The following is a 15386-nucleotide window of genomic DNA, read 5'->3' as shown; positions in this document are numbered from 1 at the left end:
CATTAAATAAATGCAGAGTATTTTAGAAGATTTAATTAATCAGTTTGGCTATTTTGCGATTGTCTTTTTGATTGCTCTAGAGAATATTTTTCCACCAATCCCATCAGAAGTCATCCTGACTTTTGGTGGCTTTATGACAGCGCATACCGAAATGTCGATTTTTGGCGTCATCATCGCCTCGACTGTGGGTTCAGTTGGTGGGGCTATTGTCCTTTACTATCTAGGGAGTATCCTCGGCAAAGACCGAATGAAGCGTATTGTCCTAAGATATGGTAAGTGGCTACGTGTGACAGAAAATGACATTGAAAAATCTTATAATTGGTTCGGTAAGTATGGTGGTTGGACTGTATTTTTCTGTCGCTTCGTTCCACTGATAAGAAGCCTCATTTCCATTCCTGCAGGGATGAGTAAAATGTCTATGCCACTTTTTCTAATTTTGACAACAGTTGGGACGCTGATTTGGAATACCGTTCTTGTATATCTCGGTGCTTCAGTGGGTGAAAACTGGGAGGACATCGTTAGCGTAATGGATGTGTATTCAAATATCGCATATGTCATTATAGCTGTAGCAGGTATCTCCTTCTTAATCTGGTTCTTTTATTATAGACCGAAGAAAAAAGCGAGAAGTTAAATAGAGTACACTTGGTTTGACATAGCCAAGTGTACTTTTTAATTGTCCCTAATTTCATAAGCTTTTAGTAACAATGTTACAGTATCTAAAATAGGTGTATGGATTGGACAATTTCCCTTTAGTGTCATTAAAAATCCTTGAATATATTGAAATTCAGTTGGCTTGTCTTGGATGACATCGTAATACATACTCGTGCCCATATGAGCTGGATAGCCTAAATACATATTCATTGCCGTGTCGATAAAATTCTCATCAATGGTGACACCATCCGGATTACAATTGTTAACAATATCGATTGCTTCATTTAAGAGTTGTCTTGTAAACATAACGACAGACTGGTCTTTAAATATACGAGCAGTGTTTTGACTGAGTGCAGTGACAGTGTTAACGCCTGTATTGACAATGAGTTTTTCATATCTTATTCGCTTAAAGTCTTCAGTCTTTACTATTTGAAGTTCGACTGAAGGATTCTCCTGCATCTGTTCAATGAGTGTATCAAGCGCTTTATATTGTTTATTTTCAATAAGCAACTTTTTATTTAAGAAGTGTTCGATGTAATCTTCTTTTTGTTGGCCGCTAATATACACAACAGCTGGAGCACCATGTGAAAACATATTGTCATAACCCATACCATTCAAGGCGAACACAATCTCAGTATCCTCATGCATGAGCGTCGGGATTTTATCTTGTAAATCTTTTAAGGCGGGGGTCTTTGAGGCAATAAATATTAAATCGAATTTGTCGTCGACTGTGTCAATATCATAAACTGGTATCTTGTGATACTGCACGGTTTCACCAGTTTTTATAGTTAAGCCATCACGGTTAGATCTTGCCATTAGTTTTAATTCGACATCTAGATTTGATAGCTCAGTTGCGATGATAGCTCCGACAGCGCCAGCACCGATTATACCTATTTTCATACGGTCACTCCGTTCTTTGTTTCCGGTGATTATGTGGTAAAATTAAGTATAACTAATTTCAGAAAGTAGGGAAACTATGAAATCGACTGCGGACTTAATCAACATGAAGCACGATGACAAAATTGTCATGGTAACTGCCTATGACTATCCTTCAGCTAAGTCTTGTGAGGCGGCTGGTGTCGATATTATACTTGTTGGAGATTCACTAGGCATGGTAGTGCTTGGTTATGATTCTCCTGTTAAGGTGACCTTAGCTGACATGATTCACCATACTAAGGCAGCACGCCGTGGTGCAAATGACACATATATTATTGCAGACATGCCTTTTGGATCTTATCATGGTGATGTTAATCAAGCGATTAGTAATGGTATACAGCTATACCAGGAATCGAATGCGAACATGCTTAAATTAGAAGGTTCGGCGCGTGTTGATGTTATTGAAGGTCTAATTAAGGCAGGCATACCGGTATGTGGACACCTAGGTTTAACGCCGCAACATGTCGGTATTACTGGCTTTAAAATGCAGGCTGGAGATACAGATCAGGCTGAACAATTAATAGAAGATGCGAAAACTTTAGAGTCAATTGGTGTATCAATGATGGTTTTAGAAGCGATTCCGAGCGATCTTGCTAAAAGAGTGACAGAGGCAGTCAGAATACCGACTATTGGTATCGGTGCAGGTGTTGACACAGATGGACAAGTACTTGTCTACCATGACTTACTTCAGTATGGGTCAGACAGATTACCGAAGTTTGTTAAAAAATTTGGTAATCTAACAGAACCAGCGGTGTCCGGCTTAAAAGCCTACCGAGATGAAGTAAAGAATGGCACTTTCCCAGATGAAGAAACCACTTATAAGAAGCGGGTGTACGAAGCGTGAAACACAGTGTAATGATTGACGAAACTAGAGAAATTTTAAGTGAATATAAGGGTCAGACTGTTGGCCTTGTTCCGACAATGGGCGCACTACATGAAGGACACGGAGCCTTAATCCAAGCTGCCAAAGAAGCTTGTGATATCGTTGTCGTCAGTATCTTTTTAAATCCTTTACAGTTTGGACCAGATGAAGATTTTGAAAGCTATCCCAAAGATTTAAAAGGAGACTTAGCTTTATGTGAAAGCTACGGCGTGGATCTTGTCTTTGCACCTAGTGAAAAGGTGATGTACCCATGTGAAATGGAATTTAACATCGGTATTAAATCAATGGCAAATCTACTTGATGGTGTAAAACGTCCGGGTCATTTTGAAGGTGTCGTCACTGTAGTGAGTAAGTTGTTTAATATTATTCAACCAGCTATGGCGTTTTTTGGAGAGAAGGACCGCCAGCAACTTATGATTATCAAACGTTATGTTCAAGATTTTAATGTGCCAGTTAAAATTCAAGACGTTCCAACAAAAAGAGAAGAGAGTGGACTTGCAAGAAGTTCAAGAAATGTGAATTTAACAGCAACGGAATATCAAGAAGCACCGAACATTTACCAAGCATTAAAGATGGCGAGTCTGAAAATTAAAGACGGTGAAACCAATGTCGATAAAATCCAATCATTGATTAAGATCCATATCGAACAAAATACGAGTGGGTCAATTGATGATTTAGCAATCTACAGGGCTGATAATCTTGGTGAACTTAATGAAATTGACAGTGATGTTATCATATTCATAGCGGTACAATTTTCTAAAGCACGTCTCATCGATAATTTATACGTCAGTATTTAGAGGGGAATAGTTTGAATGAATTGGATACGACGCGCACTTGGATTAGTAATTTTATATTTGGTAGTGGTTTTTATCGTACCAGTCATTCAATCTTATGATTTTAGAAATGGGTTGAACGAAGATTACTTCAGTCATTGGTTTGAAGGCCACTTCATACCCAGTTATGATACGACGAAGATTGAAAAGGTTTATGGTAGTCAAGAAACCAACATTGATTATTCCTTAGGTTCTTCAGTGACGACAGAAGGGGAAACTGTTTTAAACTCCGAGTACGAAGGTGTTTTTGTGATTAAAAATGAGCCTGGTGCTTTTCACATGTTACTCGTAAGAGACGGAGAACTGACTGGTGGATATACTAATTCACCAAACGTATCACTCGGCAAGATGAGTATAGACAAGATGACTCGAGAAAAGGCCAGAGAAACTTACGGTGAACCGGTGGAGTATGTTAGAAAGCAGTGGAAACGACTGAAAGTAGAAAATGAAGAATATGATGTCTTTGATGTCGGAAATTACTATGTCTACTTCTTTTATGATATTCATGAAGGCTATCAAGCCAATGGTATGCTTGTCTTACATAAGGACGAGATTATTGATATCAGTGAACTGTATAACCATCCATCAATAGAAGATAATGAACTCATGCACTATTATCTCTTAAATGCTACACGTTATGAATACGGCTATGGCATGTTAGATAGAAATGCCGAAGTGGATAATGTTGCTTACTATCACAGTGTAGACATGGCGGAACGTAAGTTCTTTGATCATGATAATCCTGATGGAAATGGTCTAAAGGAAAGGTTGGAAAGAGAAAATGTGAGGTATACCTATGCTGGTGAAAATATCGCAACAGGACATACTTCTCCAATATTCGCTCACCACAGTCTTTTAAACTCACCATCTCACAGAGTGAATATTTTAAATGATAAGTTCACATCAGTGGGCATAGGGATTGAGTATGATCAGGAACAAGTGCCTTTTTATACTGAAAACTTTTTACAATAATAAATAATGTATAGAGAAACACTCAGAATCTTTTCTTTAAGATTCTGAGTGTTTTTTGTTAAATAAATTCTCTAAATAAACCAACCACTTTGCCTAAGACACTCACATTATCAAGGAATATTGGTTCCATTGTAGAATTTTCAGGTTGTAAACGATAGTACCCTTTTTCCTTATAGAAACGTTTAACTGTTGCTTCATCTTCATCAGTCATGGCAACAATAATTTCACCGTTATGTGCAATGTTTTGCTTGCGAACAATGACTCTGTCACCATCATGTATGCCAGCTTCAATCATACTATCACCAACAACATTTAATAAGAAGATTTCACTATTATGGTTGGCAGTAAAATGTTCTGGGAGGGGGAAGTATTCTTCAACATTTTCCACGGCTGTTATCGGTAAACCAGCTGTGACCTTACCAAGGACAGGCACGTGAATAACCGGAGATTCATTTACATCTGATTCTTGCACGATTTCAATCGCACGTGGTTTGGTAGGATCACGTTTAATGTAGCCCTTACTTTCTAGTTTAGCGAGATGGCCATGCACGGTTGAGCTGGATTGTAGACCTACTGCATTACCAATCTCTCTAACGCTTGGTGGATATCCCTTATCGTTAACGTTTCTTTTTATAAACTGAAATATATCTTTTTGTCTCTCTGTTAAATCTTTCATCATTTTACCTCCAACCTTATGTTAATTAAATTTTACCATATTGTAAGTACGCTTACAAACATTTGTTCGTATAATTGTTGACTAAGAACAAGTGTTCTGTTATATTATTAATACAAACATTTGTTCGAAGGAGAGAATGTAAATGACAATTAAAGAATTGAAATCATTGATGGGATTGTTTACCGTGACGTTGAGTCTAGTGCTTTTATATAGTTTTACTAATACGGAACAAGTAGAGGGAGAGAACGTTTATTCTTCTGAAACTACAGCGAGTACAGAAGTTGTAAATGAAATGGATAGCGAACAAGAAGCGAACACTTTGGTGTCTGAAGCAAATGAAAATATCTTAGAGGAAGAACTCGTGAGTGGTGTGGTTCATACAGGTCTATTGGCAAATCGAATGACAGAACACTTCATGAATTATGAGGTTTCGAGTGTAAAATAGATATATTGTGAGTTTATTCTCAAAAAGAGTGCAGGACCGTTTGGTTTCTGCACTCTTTTTGTGGTAAATTATATGAGAAAGGATGACGCTTATGTTAGATGATGACAAGATTAAAAACCTCAATTCACTTGCAAGAAAGAAAAAGGAAAATAATATTTCTGAATCTGAAATGCGAGAGCTGACTAAATTGAGAAAAGAATATCTATCAAACTTTAGAAATTCTTTTAGAAATCACATTGAAAGTACTAAGGTCATTGATCCTGAGGGTAATGATGTTACGCCCCAAAAGGTCAAAGATATAAAAGCACAAAAAAACAATGATAGTGATAAAGGAGACAAATGATATGTCATTTGATAAGACGGATTTACTCGCAATAAATACCATTAGATCTTTAAGCATTGATGCAATTGAGAAGGCAAATTCAGGTCACCCCGGTTTACCTATGGGTGCGGCACCAATGGCTTACGTATTATGGCAGAAGCACTTGAACTTCAACCCTAAAAATGTAAATTGGTTTAACAGAGACCGCTTTGTGTTAAGTGCTGGTCATGGTTCAATGTTGATTTACAGCTTATTACACTTATCGGGTATTCTAGAAATGGATGACTTAAAAGAGTTCAGACAGTATGAATCTAAAACGCCAGGACACCCTGAATTTAAACATACAGAAGGTGTTGAGGTAACGACTGGCCCACTTGGTCAAGGTTTTGCAATGAGTGTCGGTATGGCGATGGCAGAAACTCATTTAGCTGCAACATTTAATTCTGAGGATAATAATGGACTTGTTGATCACTATACATATGTACTTGCATCTGATGGTGATTTAATGGAAGGGATCTCTCATGAGGCTGCTTCTCTAGCTGGTCACCTAGGTTTAGGTAAATTAATCGTCCTTTATGATTCTAATGATATTTCCTTAGATGGTGATTTAGACAAGAGTTTCTCAGAGAACGTAGCTGAGCGTTTCAAAGCTTACAACTGGGACTATATCCGAGTCAATGATGGTAATGATTTAGATGAAATTGACCGTGCTATTGAACAGGCTAAAACAACAAATCAACCTTCATTAATTGAAGTGAAAACTGTCATTGGCTACGGGGCACCGACGAAGTCTGGTAAGTCAGATTCACACGGGGCGCCACTTGGTGAAGATGAGCGTCGTGGTGCATTTGAAGCATACGGCCTAGATCACACACAAACATTTGTCGCTGATGACAGTGTTTACGAACGTTTCAAGGAGACGTTAGCTGCTCGAGGTCAGGAAAAAGAAGACGCATGGAATTCATTAGTGGATAACTTTAAGAATGAAAATAGTGATCTTCATCAACAATTTATGGATGCAATTCACCGTAAGCTTCCAGAAGGCTACAGTGATGAACTACCAACTTATGAAGCAGGAAGTAAAAAGGCAACACGTGGTAATTCTGGAGATATGATTCAAGCATTGTCTAAATCAATCCCAACTTTCTTCGGTGGTGCAGCGGACTTAGCAGGTAGTAACAAAACAAATGTTAAGGATGCAACAGACTACTCAAAAGACAATTACGCTGGGCGTAATGTTTGGTTTGGTGTGAGAGAGTTTGCAATGGCGGCTGCCTTAAATGGTATGGCTGCGCATGGTGGCGTTTATCCATACGGCGGTACATTCTTCGTATTTTCTGATTACTTAAAACCAGCGGTACGTTTAAGTGCCTTAATGAAATTACCTGTAACTTATGTATTAACACATGATTCAATTGCTGTAGGGGAAGATGGACCAACCCATGAACCTATCGAACAGTTGGCAGGCTTACGTGCAATTCCAAACTTAAACGTGATTCGTCCAGCTGATGGCAATGAAACACGTGAAGCATGGAAAGTTGCATTGGAATCAGAAGATACACCGACAGCATTGGTGTTAACACGTCAAGATATCGAAGTGTTAGATGTATCAAGTGAAGCTGTATCTGAAGGTGTTCAAAAAGGTGGCTATCTCGTCTATGATGGTGGAGATGATGGGATTGTCTTTGCGACTGGTAGTGAAGTGGCCTTAGCTGTTAATACAGCGAAACAACTTAAAGAAGAAGGCATGAATATTAAAGTAGCATCTATACCTAATGTTCAAGCATTCTTACAACAAGACGAAGCTTATATTGAGTCAGTTCTAAATACAAATATTGAAAATCGTACAGCAGTTGAAATGGCTGCAAGTCATGGTTGGCATAGATTTGTTGGTATCAAAGGAAAACTACTGACGATTGATACTTTTGGTGCGAGTGCACCTGGCGGTGAAGTTGTAGAACGTTACGGATTCACAGTCGATAACTTAGCTCGCATTATCCGTGACAAATAAACATTGAATTTAGATGTTTGATATTGTAAACTAAATAGTGGTTTACACGGGAAAGAGGTGAGCATTTTGGCGACTTGGATATGGATACTAATTGTAATTGTAGCCCTCATTGGTGGTTTTGCATTAGGATTTTGGATCTCTAGAAAATACATGATGGATTATTTGGAGAAGAACCCTCCTATTAATGAAGACATGCTCAGAATCATGATGATGCAAATGGGACAAAAACCATCTCAGAAGAAAATTAATCAGATGTTGAGCATGATGAATAAATCATCTGAACAAGCAAAAAAAGGCACAAAAAAGTAAATTAAAATGAGTGAGTAGGCTCATGAGTAAAAGAAGCCCTGAAATCCGTATGGATTTCAGGGCTTCTTTCATTCTATTATATTTACTTCTGTGAATTTTACAAATATATTGAAAATTGGTAATAAACATGCATATAATAGATTATCAAGCAAAAGGGGGAAAACAGCAATGAATAAGCAAAAGTTTTTGGCGTTTTTTGTAATCGCTTTCTTGTTTATTTTATCAGCATGTTCGAGTGATGAAAATGTAGATGAAGCAGCAAGCGGTGAAGAAGGGGCTGAAGGTGGAAACACGGGTGATTTAACTGTAGGGACATTGGCGGATGTTGTATCGCTAGATTTACATGGTTCTAACGACTCTGCATCAAGTCAGGTAAGAACAAATATCTATGAAAGATTATTAAATCAAGATGTGAATATGGAATTACAACCAGGGCTCGCAACAGAATTTGAACAAGTCGATGAAACAACATGGAATTTCAAATTACGTGAAGGGACAACTTTCCATGGTGGTGAAGACTTTACTGCTGAAGATGTAGTTGCTACTTTTGACAGAGTGAGGGATGAAGCACTTGCTTCACCGGTTTTATTCTTGTATGAAATGATTGATGAAATTGAAGTAGTCAATGATTATGAAATCAATATACATACCACAATTCCATTTGCACCATTAGCTAGCCACTTAGCACATAGTACTGCGGGAATTATGCCTAAAGAATTAATCGATAGTGATTATCAAGCAGCCCTAGATGCGGCTGGAAATGATATGAGTTTAGAAGAGTATTATGAAGCACGTGATAGTGGAAGTGACGCATATGAAGAAATTAAGGATGACTTAGGTGAGCACTTAGGTACTGTAATTGGTTCTGAACCTAACGGTACTAACCATATGCAATTTGTATCACGTAGTGCAGGAGATTCAGTAACACTTGAGCGCTTTGACGACTTCCAAGGTGGCGATCGTTACTTTGAAACTGTTGAGTTTAGAGTCATTCCTGAAACTGGTTCTAGAATTGCAGAATTAGAAACAGGTGGTATTCAAATAGCGACAGATATTGATTCTTCAAACGTAGACCGTGTTGAAAATGGATCAGACACAGCTTTAGAAATTAAAGATTCAGTACGTATGTCATACTTAGGATTTAATACAGAGAAAGAGCCTTTCAATGATCCAAAAGTAAGACAAGCAATTTCATACGCTATTGACCGTGAAGAAATCGTAGCCGGTGTGTATGATGGTATGGGAATTCCAGCGAAAGGACCATTGGCGCCTGATGTATGGGGCTATAATGAAGACCTTGAAGGTGTTGAATTTGATTTAGAAAAAGCGAAAGAACTACTAGCTGAAACAGATGTGGCAGATGGATTCTCAACAACGCTTTGGGTAAATGATGATCAGCAAATTATTGATACAGCTGTTTATATCCAAAACAAACTTTCAGAGCTCAATATCGATGTTCAAGTTGAGCAATTTGAGTGGGGTGCATATCTTGAGACCTTAGCAAATGGTGATCACGATATGTTCATCCTAGGATGGACGACTGTTACAGGGGATGCGGACTATGGTCTATATGCCTTGTTCCACTCTAAGAATATTGGTGCTGCAGGGAACCGTTCATTCTATGCAAACGATGAGGTCGATGAATTATTAGACGCTGGCCGTGCTGAAGTCGATGAAGCTGCCCGCCAAGAAGTTTATACTGAAGTCGAAGAAATCTTAGTCGAAGAAGTTCCAGCATCATATCTTTTCCATGCTCAATTTGCTGTTGGTTATAATAGCACAGAAGTGAGTGGGGTGGAGATTGATCCGACAGGTCGAATTCACTTTGATAATGTATCATTTAATTAAAAAGTGTAACAAGACTCTCGATAACCGAACAGGTCGTCGAGAGTTTTTGTTATTGAGAATAGTATACCTATTTAACTCTAGAAAACGTATTCAACAATTAACATAGTATTACTTAGTAGCGAAAAGTAAGTGCCCTGTGTATAATAATTTAGTATTCTAATAATGAGGAGCTTTCTATGAATAATTCACTTAAAGAAAAACGCTCTATTTTAGATTGGATTGAATATGGGGGAAATAAGTTACCGCATCCTGTTACTATATTTTTAATTTTTACATTACTCGTAATTATTATTTCTCATATTGCTTATCTATTTGGAGTCACTGTATCGTATACAGGTGTAAATCCTGAAACTGGAAATCAAGAGAAACTTAATGTTGAAGTCGTTAGTCTACTAACCACTGATGGCATTCGCTATATTTTTACTAGTGTTGTTGAGAACTTTACGACTTTCGTCGCTTTAGGTCCTGTACTTGTGGCTATGTTAGGTGTTGGAGTAGCTGAGAAAAGTGGTTACATAAGTGCCTTAATGACTAATGTCGTAACGAAAGCACCTAAGATATTTATCACACCAATTGTTGTTTTTATGGGTGTAATGTCCAACGTTGCAGCAAGTGTAGGTTATGTTGTTTTAGTGCCACTTGGAGCAATCATCTTCCTAGGGTTTAGACGTCATCCATTAGCAGGACTTGCAGCAGCCTTTGCAGGTGTTGCAGGCGGCTATTCAGCAAACTTACTCATCGGTACAAATGATCCGCTTTTAGCAGGAATTACAACAGAAGCGGCAGCAATTTTAGATACTTCATATATTGTTGAAGCGACTGATAACTGGTATTTTATGTTTGCATCGACTTTCTTAGTTGTAATTTTAGGTACAATTATTACAGATAAAGTAATTGAACCAAGATTAGGTGCTTATAATTTTGATAAAGATCAAAATAGCCCAGATGATTATCTTACAAGTAGAGAAACTAAAGCATTAAGATGGGCGAATGTAGCTGCAGTGTTAACTATAATCGGAATACTTGCACTTGTTGCCTTCCCTAATTCACCTTTACGTGGTGATGACGGCGGCATAATCGGTTCACCGTTCATATCAAGTATCATTTTCATTATGATGTTAGTATTCTTAATACCAGGTTTGGTTTACGGTTTTATTAATAAGACGATTAGAAACGATAAAGACGCAGTACAGCTAATGGATTCATCTATTTCGACTATGGCAGGCTTTATTGTCTTGATATTTTTTGCCGCACAGTTTGTTGCACTCTTTACTTATTCGAATTTAGGTACAGTTATTGCTGTTAATGGTGCACAACTTTTAGAAAGCATGGATATTGGTGTGATTCCTGTGCTTGTTACATTTATCTTGGTCTCTGCAATTATTGACATCGTAATCGCTGCAGACTCTGCTAAATGGGCAATTATGGCGCCGATTTTTGTGCCGATGTTTATGCAGCTTGGTATCGCTCCGGAAGTGAGTCAAGCCGCATATAGAATTGGAGACTCAACTACGAATGTTGTTTCACCACTCATGCCGTTCTTCCCATTAATTGTCGCTTTCGCACAACGATATGGTAAGAACAACGGTATTGGTACAGTTGTGTCGCTCATGCTTCCATACTCAATTATTTTCTTAATTACTTGGATTATCTTGTTTGTTGTTTGGTATCTATTTGGTATTCCATTTGGACCAGGTGCAAGCATTTCATATTAAAGTTTTTCCCACTTGGTGATTACCAGGTGGGATTTTTTGTTTCAAGCATTAGCTGTGCTGGGATAGAGAAACGACGGCACGTATTCTGATTTAGTGACCTTGACGAAGGTCCACTTTAATAAGGTTGGCAAAATACAGAATATCCATCTCAAGTATTATTTCATAATCCGAAATATATGGTAAAATTTGAAGTGATATTGGGGTTAAAAAGGGGATGGTTTTCATGAGAGTATTCAAGGATTTATGGTGGTTTTTTTCAAGTGAGAAAAAAAGTTATTTGATAGGCTTATTGATGCTGATTTTAGTCGCTTTATTAGAACTGGTACCACCTCAGATTATCGGTCGCTTTATAGATGGTATTACAATGGAGACGCTCACAGTAAATACATTGTTCATGTTCTCCGGTATATTGCTGTTAGTTGCAATACTCGCATACATATTTAGATTTTTCTGGCGGGTCATGATTTTTGGTGCGGCAAATAGACTGGGAAAATTGTTAAGAAAGACCTTATTCAAAAAGTATTCTGATATGTCTCCGACATTTTTTGGTAAAAGACGTACGGGTGACTTAATGGCACATGCAACAAATGATATTAATGCTGTTCAAATGACCGCAGGTCAAGGCATATTAACCATAGCGGACTCAATTATTATGGGCACTGCAGTCTTAGTCACAATGGCAGTGACAGTGAGTCCTAAATTGACCTTAATTGCTTTGATTCCACTTCCCTTTATGGTCATACTAACGAGTTACTATGGTTCAGTATTAAGCCGTTTATTCAGAGTGGCACAAGCTGCTTTTTCTTCACTGAACGATAAAAGTCAGGAATCTGTCGCGGGTGTCAAAGTGATTAAAACATTCGGATATGAAAAAGATGATTTGAAAGACTTTGAAGACTTATCTGAAGATGTGGTAAATAAAAACTTAAAAGTTGCGAAAGTAGATGCATTATTTGATCCAACGATTACTTTAATTATTGCAATTTCTTATTTCCTATCCATATTTTTCGGGGCGAGGATGGTAATCAATGAAGAAATTAGTCTCGGTCAATTAGTCACTTTTACAACTTACTTAGGTATGATGATTTGGCCGCTTTTAGCACTCGGTTGGTTCTTTAATCTAATGGAACGTGGAAAAGCTTCTTACGACAGAATCGAAGAGGTGCTTCAAACAAAAAGTGGCATAGGAACGAATTTTACTACGCGTCAGCTACCTAAGGGCGACATCGTATTTGATATTGATCAATTTAAGTTCGATGGGTCTGATGACAGTGCTTTAACGGATATATCCTTCACATTAAAGCCGGGTCAAACTTTAGGGATAGTCGGTAGAACGGGGTCTGGAAAGAGTGCGATTATCAGACTTTTACTAAGAGAATATGATACCGACTCAGATAGTCTTATTTCTATAGGTGGCGTCAATATTAAAGATATTGAGATTTCTAGCTTAAGAGAGAAGTTTGGTTATGTACCACAAGATAATTTCTTATTCTCAACAACCATAAGAAATAATATTGCCTTTACTGATCCAACATTAAACGATAAGACGATCCATAAGGCAGCAGATTTAGCATATATTCACAATGATATTATGGATTTTCACAACGGTTACGAAACCATCGTTGGTGAACGTGGTGTGTCCTTGTCCGGAGGTCAGAAACAAAGAATTTCAATTGCGAGAGCACTGATTCAATCACCTGATATTTTAATCCTTGATGATTCCTTATCTGCAGTCGATGCGGAAACTGAAAAGGCGATTTTAGCTAATATTAAGAAGGTAAGAAGTGATAAGACAAATATTATTACTGCCCACCGGATGAGTGCAGTCAGAGATGCAGATTTAATATTAGTCATGGAGGATGGACACATTGCTGAACGCGGCAATCATGAAGCTCTGATGCAGAACAATGGTTGGTATCAAGAAACCTTCCGTGCCCAGTCATTAAAAGAAAGTTTAAATGATGCGCTAAATGACTCTCTAGAAGGGGGGAGAGATTAATGGAAGCACAAACTGAAATCCTTACATTAACACTCAAAGATCAGCTGAGAGTCTTGTTAAGACTACTAAAGTATACACTTCCATTTAAAGGATTAATCGCACTTTGTGTATTAATGCTCGTGACATCCACAGTCATGGGTGTAATGACCCCTTATTTGGTCATGATTTTTATTGATAATTATTTAACATTATCATATTTTCCTGAAGCGGATATAATGTGGCTGATTATTGCCTTTATTATGGTAAACCTCATTGCAATCGTCACAACCTACGCTCAAATCTACTATTTGCAAAAACTGGCCTTAAAAGTTATACAACAACTGAGAATTGATACGTTTGAAAAGGTCGGTAACCTTGGTATGAAGTATTTCGATAAAGTGCCGTCAGGTAGTGTGGTTTCTAGATTAACCAACGATACCCAGGCCATCGTTGATATGTTTACCAATGTACTTGGAACATTCCTAATGGCATTGTTTATGGTCGTTTCATCTTTTGTGATGATGTTTATATTAGATGTAAAGCTCGCATTTATTGCACTAATTTTTATGCCATTAATCATCTTGATTTTACTCGTCTATAGAAAATATTCTGCTAAATATTTCTCGCATGCTAGAGCACTTTTAAGTGATATGAATGCGAAGATTGCAGAATCAATAGAAGGTATGAAGATCATTCAAGTATTTAATCAGGAAGCACGTTTACAACAGGAGTTTGAAGCAATCAATGAATCTCACTATAAATATAATATGCAAAACATAAAGCTCGATGGGCTTCTATTAAGACCAGCCATCGATATGATTTATATTCTATCAATCATTGTCATTTTGACTTATTTTGGTTTTCTAAGTTTTGAAACATCTGTTACAGCTGGTGTAATATTTGCCTTTATTCAGTATATGGAACGCTTTTTTGAACCGATTAATCAGGTGAGTATGAGTTTAAATATTTTCCAGCAGGCACTTGTTGCAGCGAGTAGGGTATTTACCTTAATGGATGATGACAGACTAGAACCCGCTCAAAATAATGAGGGAACAGGACAAATTACTGATGGCGTGGTCGAGTTTAAAAATGTGACATTCTCTTATGATGGTAAGAATGATGTGTTAAAAGATATAACTTTCACCGTTCCAAAAGGGACGACAACTGCACTCGTCGGTCATACGGGCTCTGGTAAAAGTTCGATTATTAATTTAATCATGCGCTTTTATGAATTTAATCAAGGTGAAATTTCAATTGATGGCACATCGATTAAATCATTCGACAAACAAGACATGAAGAATAACATCGGTCTCGTCTTACAAGATCCCTTTATCTTTTACGGGACAGTACGTTCAAATATAGAATTGTATGATAGTCAAATGACTATAGATAAAGTTCAATGGGCAGCAGATTTTGTTAATGCTGATAGTTTCATTAATAAGCTACCGAACCGCTATGATGAAAAGGTCACGGAGAAAGGTACTGACTTTTCTAGTGGGGAACGTCAATTACTGGCCTTTGCACGTACCATGGCTAAGGAACCAAAAATATTAATATTGGATGAAGCAACAGCGAACATTGACTCAACGACAGAAACCGTCATACAAACATCTCTTCAAAAGATGCGCACGGGACGAACGACCTTGGCGATTGCCCACCGACTTTCTACAATTCAAGATGCTGATGAGATACTTGTTTTAAACAAGGGGGAAATAGTTGAAAGAGGCAACCATGATGAACTGGTGAAATTAAATGGTATTTACTTTAAAATGTATCAATTACAAAACAGTCAACAATAATTTGTCAT

General features: G+C 37.6%; 14 protein-coding genes. 12 read left to right on the top strand and 2 right to left on the bottom strand.

The window, feature by feature from the left end:
• Window positions 1–10 precede the first annotated feature (10 nt).
• Window positions 11–631, top strand: coding sequence for a DedA family protein (locus H624_RS0104425; protein WP_026866536.1), 621 nt, complete (start codon window positions 11–13; stop codon window positions 629–631).
• Window positions 632–669: 38 nt separating this feature from the next.
• On the opposite strand, the gene H624_RS0104420 is transcribed toward H624_RS0104425, so the two are convergent.
• Window positions 670–1551 carry a ketopantoate reductase C-terminal domain-containing protein gene (locus H624_RS0104420; protein WP_026866535.1) on the bottom strand — a complete coding sequence of 294 codons (882 nt, stop codon included), beginning with the start codon at window positions 1549–1551 and terminating at the stop codon, window positions 670–672.
• Window positions 1552–1627: 76 nt separating this feature from the next.
• On the opposite strand from H624_RS0104420, the gene panB reads away from it, so the two are divergent.
• Genes panB through H624_RS0104405 form a run of 3 tightly spaced genes read left to right on the top strand, consistent with a single transcriptional unit; the run spans window position 1628 to window position 4275 of the window.
• On the top strand, window positions 1628–2431 hold the full coding sequence (panB, locus tag H624_RS0104415; protein ID WP_026866534.1) for a 3-methyl-2-oxobutanoate hydroxymethyltransferase: 804 nt from the start codon (window positions 1628–1630) through the stop codon (window positions 2429–2431).
• Complete coding sequence (panC, locus tag H624_RS0104410) at window positions 2428–3267, top strand: pantoate--beta-alanine ligase (RefSeq protein WP_026866533.1); 840 nt, start codon at window positions 2428–2430, stop codon at window positions 3265–3267. The genes panB and panC overlap by 4 nt, the downstream gene beginning before the upstream one ends.
• A 15-nt stretch (window positions 3268–3282) precedes the next feature.
• Window positions 3283–4275, top strand: coding sequence for a CAP domain-containing protein (locus tag H624_RS0104405; RefSeq protein WP_026866532.1), 993 nt, complete (start codon window positions 3283–3285; stop codon window positions 4273–4275).
• Between the two features lie 58 nt (window positions 4276–4333).
• Here the strand turns inward: H624_RS0104405 and lexA are convergent, their stop codons facing one another.
• Window positions 4334–4951, bottom strand: a complete 618-nt coding sequence (gene lexA, locus H624_RS0104400) for a transcriptional repressor LexA (RefSeq protein ID WP_026866531.1) — start codon at window positions 4949–4951, stop codon at window positions 4334–4336.
• Between the two features lie 142 nt (window positions 4952–5093).
• On the opposite strand from lexA, the gene H624_RS0104395 reads away from it, so the two are divergent.
• The 8 genes from H624_RS0104395 to H624_RS0104360 all read left to right on the top strand — a co-directional run bounded on the left by H624_RS0104395 (window position 5094) and on the right by H624_RS0104360 (window position 15378).
• Window positions 5094–5396, top strand: a complete 303-nt coding sequence (locus tag H624_RS0104395; protein WP_026866530.1) for a hypothetical protein — start codon at window positions 5094–5096, stop codon at window positions 5394–5396.
• Window positions 5397–5487: 91 nt separating this feature from the next.
• On the top strand, window positions 5488–5739 hold the full coding sequence (locus tag H624_RS0104390; protein WP_026866529.1) for a DUF896 domain-containing protein: 252 nt from the start codon (window positions 5488–5490) through the stop codon (window positions 5737–5739).
• A gap of 1 nt (window position 5740) precedes the next feature.
• Window positions 5741–7729, top strand: coding sequence for a transketolase (tkt, locus tag H624_RS0104385; protein WP_026866528.1), 1989 nt, complete (start codon window positions 5741–5743; stop codon window positions 7727–7729).
• A 66-nt stretch (window positions 7730–7795) separates the two neighbouring features.
• Window positions 7796–8038, top strand: a complete 243-nt coding sequence (locus H624_RS0104380; protein ID WP_026866527.1) for a YneF family protein — start codon at window positions 7796–7798, stop codon at window positions 8036–8038.
• A gap of 168 nt (window positions 8039–8206) precedes the next feature.
• Entirely contained in the window at window positions 8207–9886 is a 1680-nt protein-coding gene (locus H624_RS0104375; RefSeq protein ID WP_026866526.1) for a glutathione ABC transporter substrate-binding protein, read from the top strand.
• A 176-nt stretch (window positions 9887–10062) separates the two neighbouring features.
• The gene (locus H624_RS0104370; protein ID WP_026866525.1) at window positions 10063–11601 is read left to right on the top strand and encodes an AbgT family transporter; all 1539 of its coding nucleotides are present in this window, start codon (window positions 10063–10065) and stop codon (window positions 11599–11601) included.
• A 223-nt stretch (window positions 11602–11824) separates the two neighbouring features.
• On the top strand, window positions 11825–13600 hold the full coding sequence (locus tag H624_RS0104365) for an ABC transporter ATP-binding protein (RefSeq protein WP_026866524.1): 1776 nt from the start codon (window positions 11825–11827) through the stop codon (window positions 13598–13600).
• Window positions 13600–15378, top strand: a complete 1779-nt coding sequence (locus H624_RS0104360; RefSeq protein WP_026866523.1) for an ABC transporter ATP-binding protein — start codon at window positions 13600–13602, stop codon at window positions 15376–15378. Before H624_RS0104365 ends, H624_RS0104360 begins: the two co-directional genes overlap by 1 nt.
• Window positions 15379–15386 lie beyond the last annotated feature (8 nt).

Source organism: Jeotgalicoccus marinus DSM 19772, from assembly GCF_000425825.1.
GTDB classification, from domain to species: domain Bacteria; phylum Bacillota; class Bacilli; order Staphylococcales; family Salinicoccaceae; genus Jeotgalicoccus; species Jeotgalicoccus marinus.
This window is presented reverse-complemented; position numbering and strand designations above follow the sequence as displayed.

Bases quoted from the DNA above. Each gene is read 5' to 3' on its own strand.
- H624_RS0104390 (WP_026866529.1), top strand. From the start codon at position 5,488: ATGTTAGATGATGACAAGATTAAAAACCTCAATTCACTTGCAAGAAAG.
- H624_RS0104405 (WP_026866532.1), top strand. From the start codon at position 3,283: ATGAATTGGATACGACGCGCACTTGGATTAGTAATTTTATATTTGGTA.
- H624_RS0104375 (WP_026866526.1), top strand. From the start codon at position 8,207: ATGAATAAGCAAAAGTTTTTGGCGTTTTTTGTAATCGCTTTCTTGTTT.
- H624_RS0104365 (WP_026866524.1), top strand. From the start codon at position 11,825: ATGAGAGTATTCAAGGATTTATGGTGGTTTTTTTCAAGTGAGAAAAAA.
- H624_RS0104425 (WP_026866536.1), top strand. From the start codon at position 11: ATGCAGAGTATTTTAGAAGATTTAATTAATCAGTTTGGCTATTTTGCG.
- H624_RS0104360 (WP_026866523.1), top strand. From the start codon at position 13,600: ATGGAAGCACAAACTGAAATCCTTACATTAACACTCAAAGATCAGCTG.
- lexA (WP_026866531.1), bottom strand. From the start codon at position 4,951: ATGAAAGATTTAACAGAGAGACAAAAAGATATATTTCAGTTTATAAAA.
- tkt (WP_026866528.1), top strand. From the start codon at position 5,741: ATGTCATTTGATAAGACGGATTTACTCGCAATAAATACCATTAGATCT.
- H624_RS0104420 (WP_026866535.1), bottom strand. From the start codon at position 1,551: ATGAAAATAGGTATAATCGGTGCTGGCGCTGTCGGAGCTATCATCGCA.
- panB (WP_026866534.1), top strand. From the start codon at position 1,628: ATGAAATCGACTGCGGACTTAATCAACATGAAGCACGATGACAAAATT.
- H624_RS0104370 (WP_026866525.1), top strand. From the start codon at position 10,063: ATGAATAATTCACTTAAAGAAAAACGCTCTATTTTAGATTGGATTGAA.
- H624_RS0104395 (WP_026866530.1), top strand. From the start codon at position 5,094: ATGACAATTAAAGAATTGAAATCATTGATGGGATTGTTTACCGTGACG.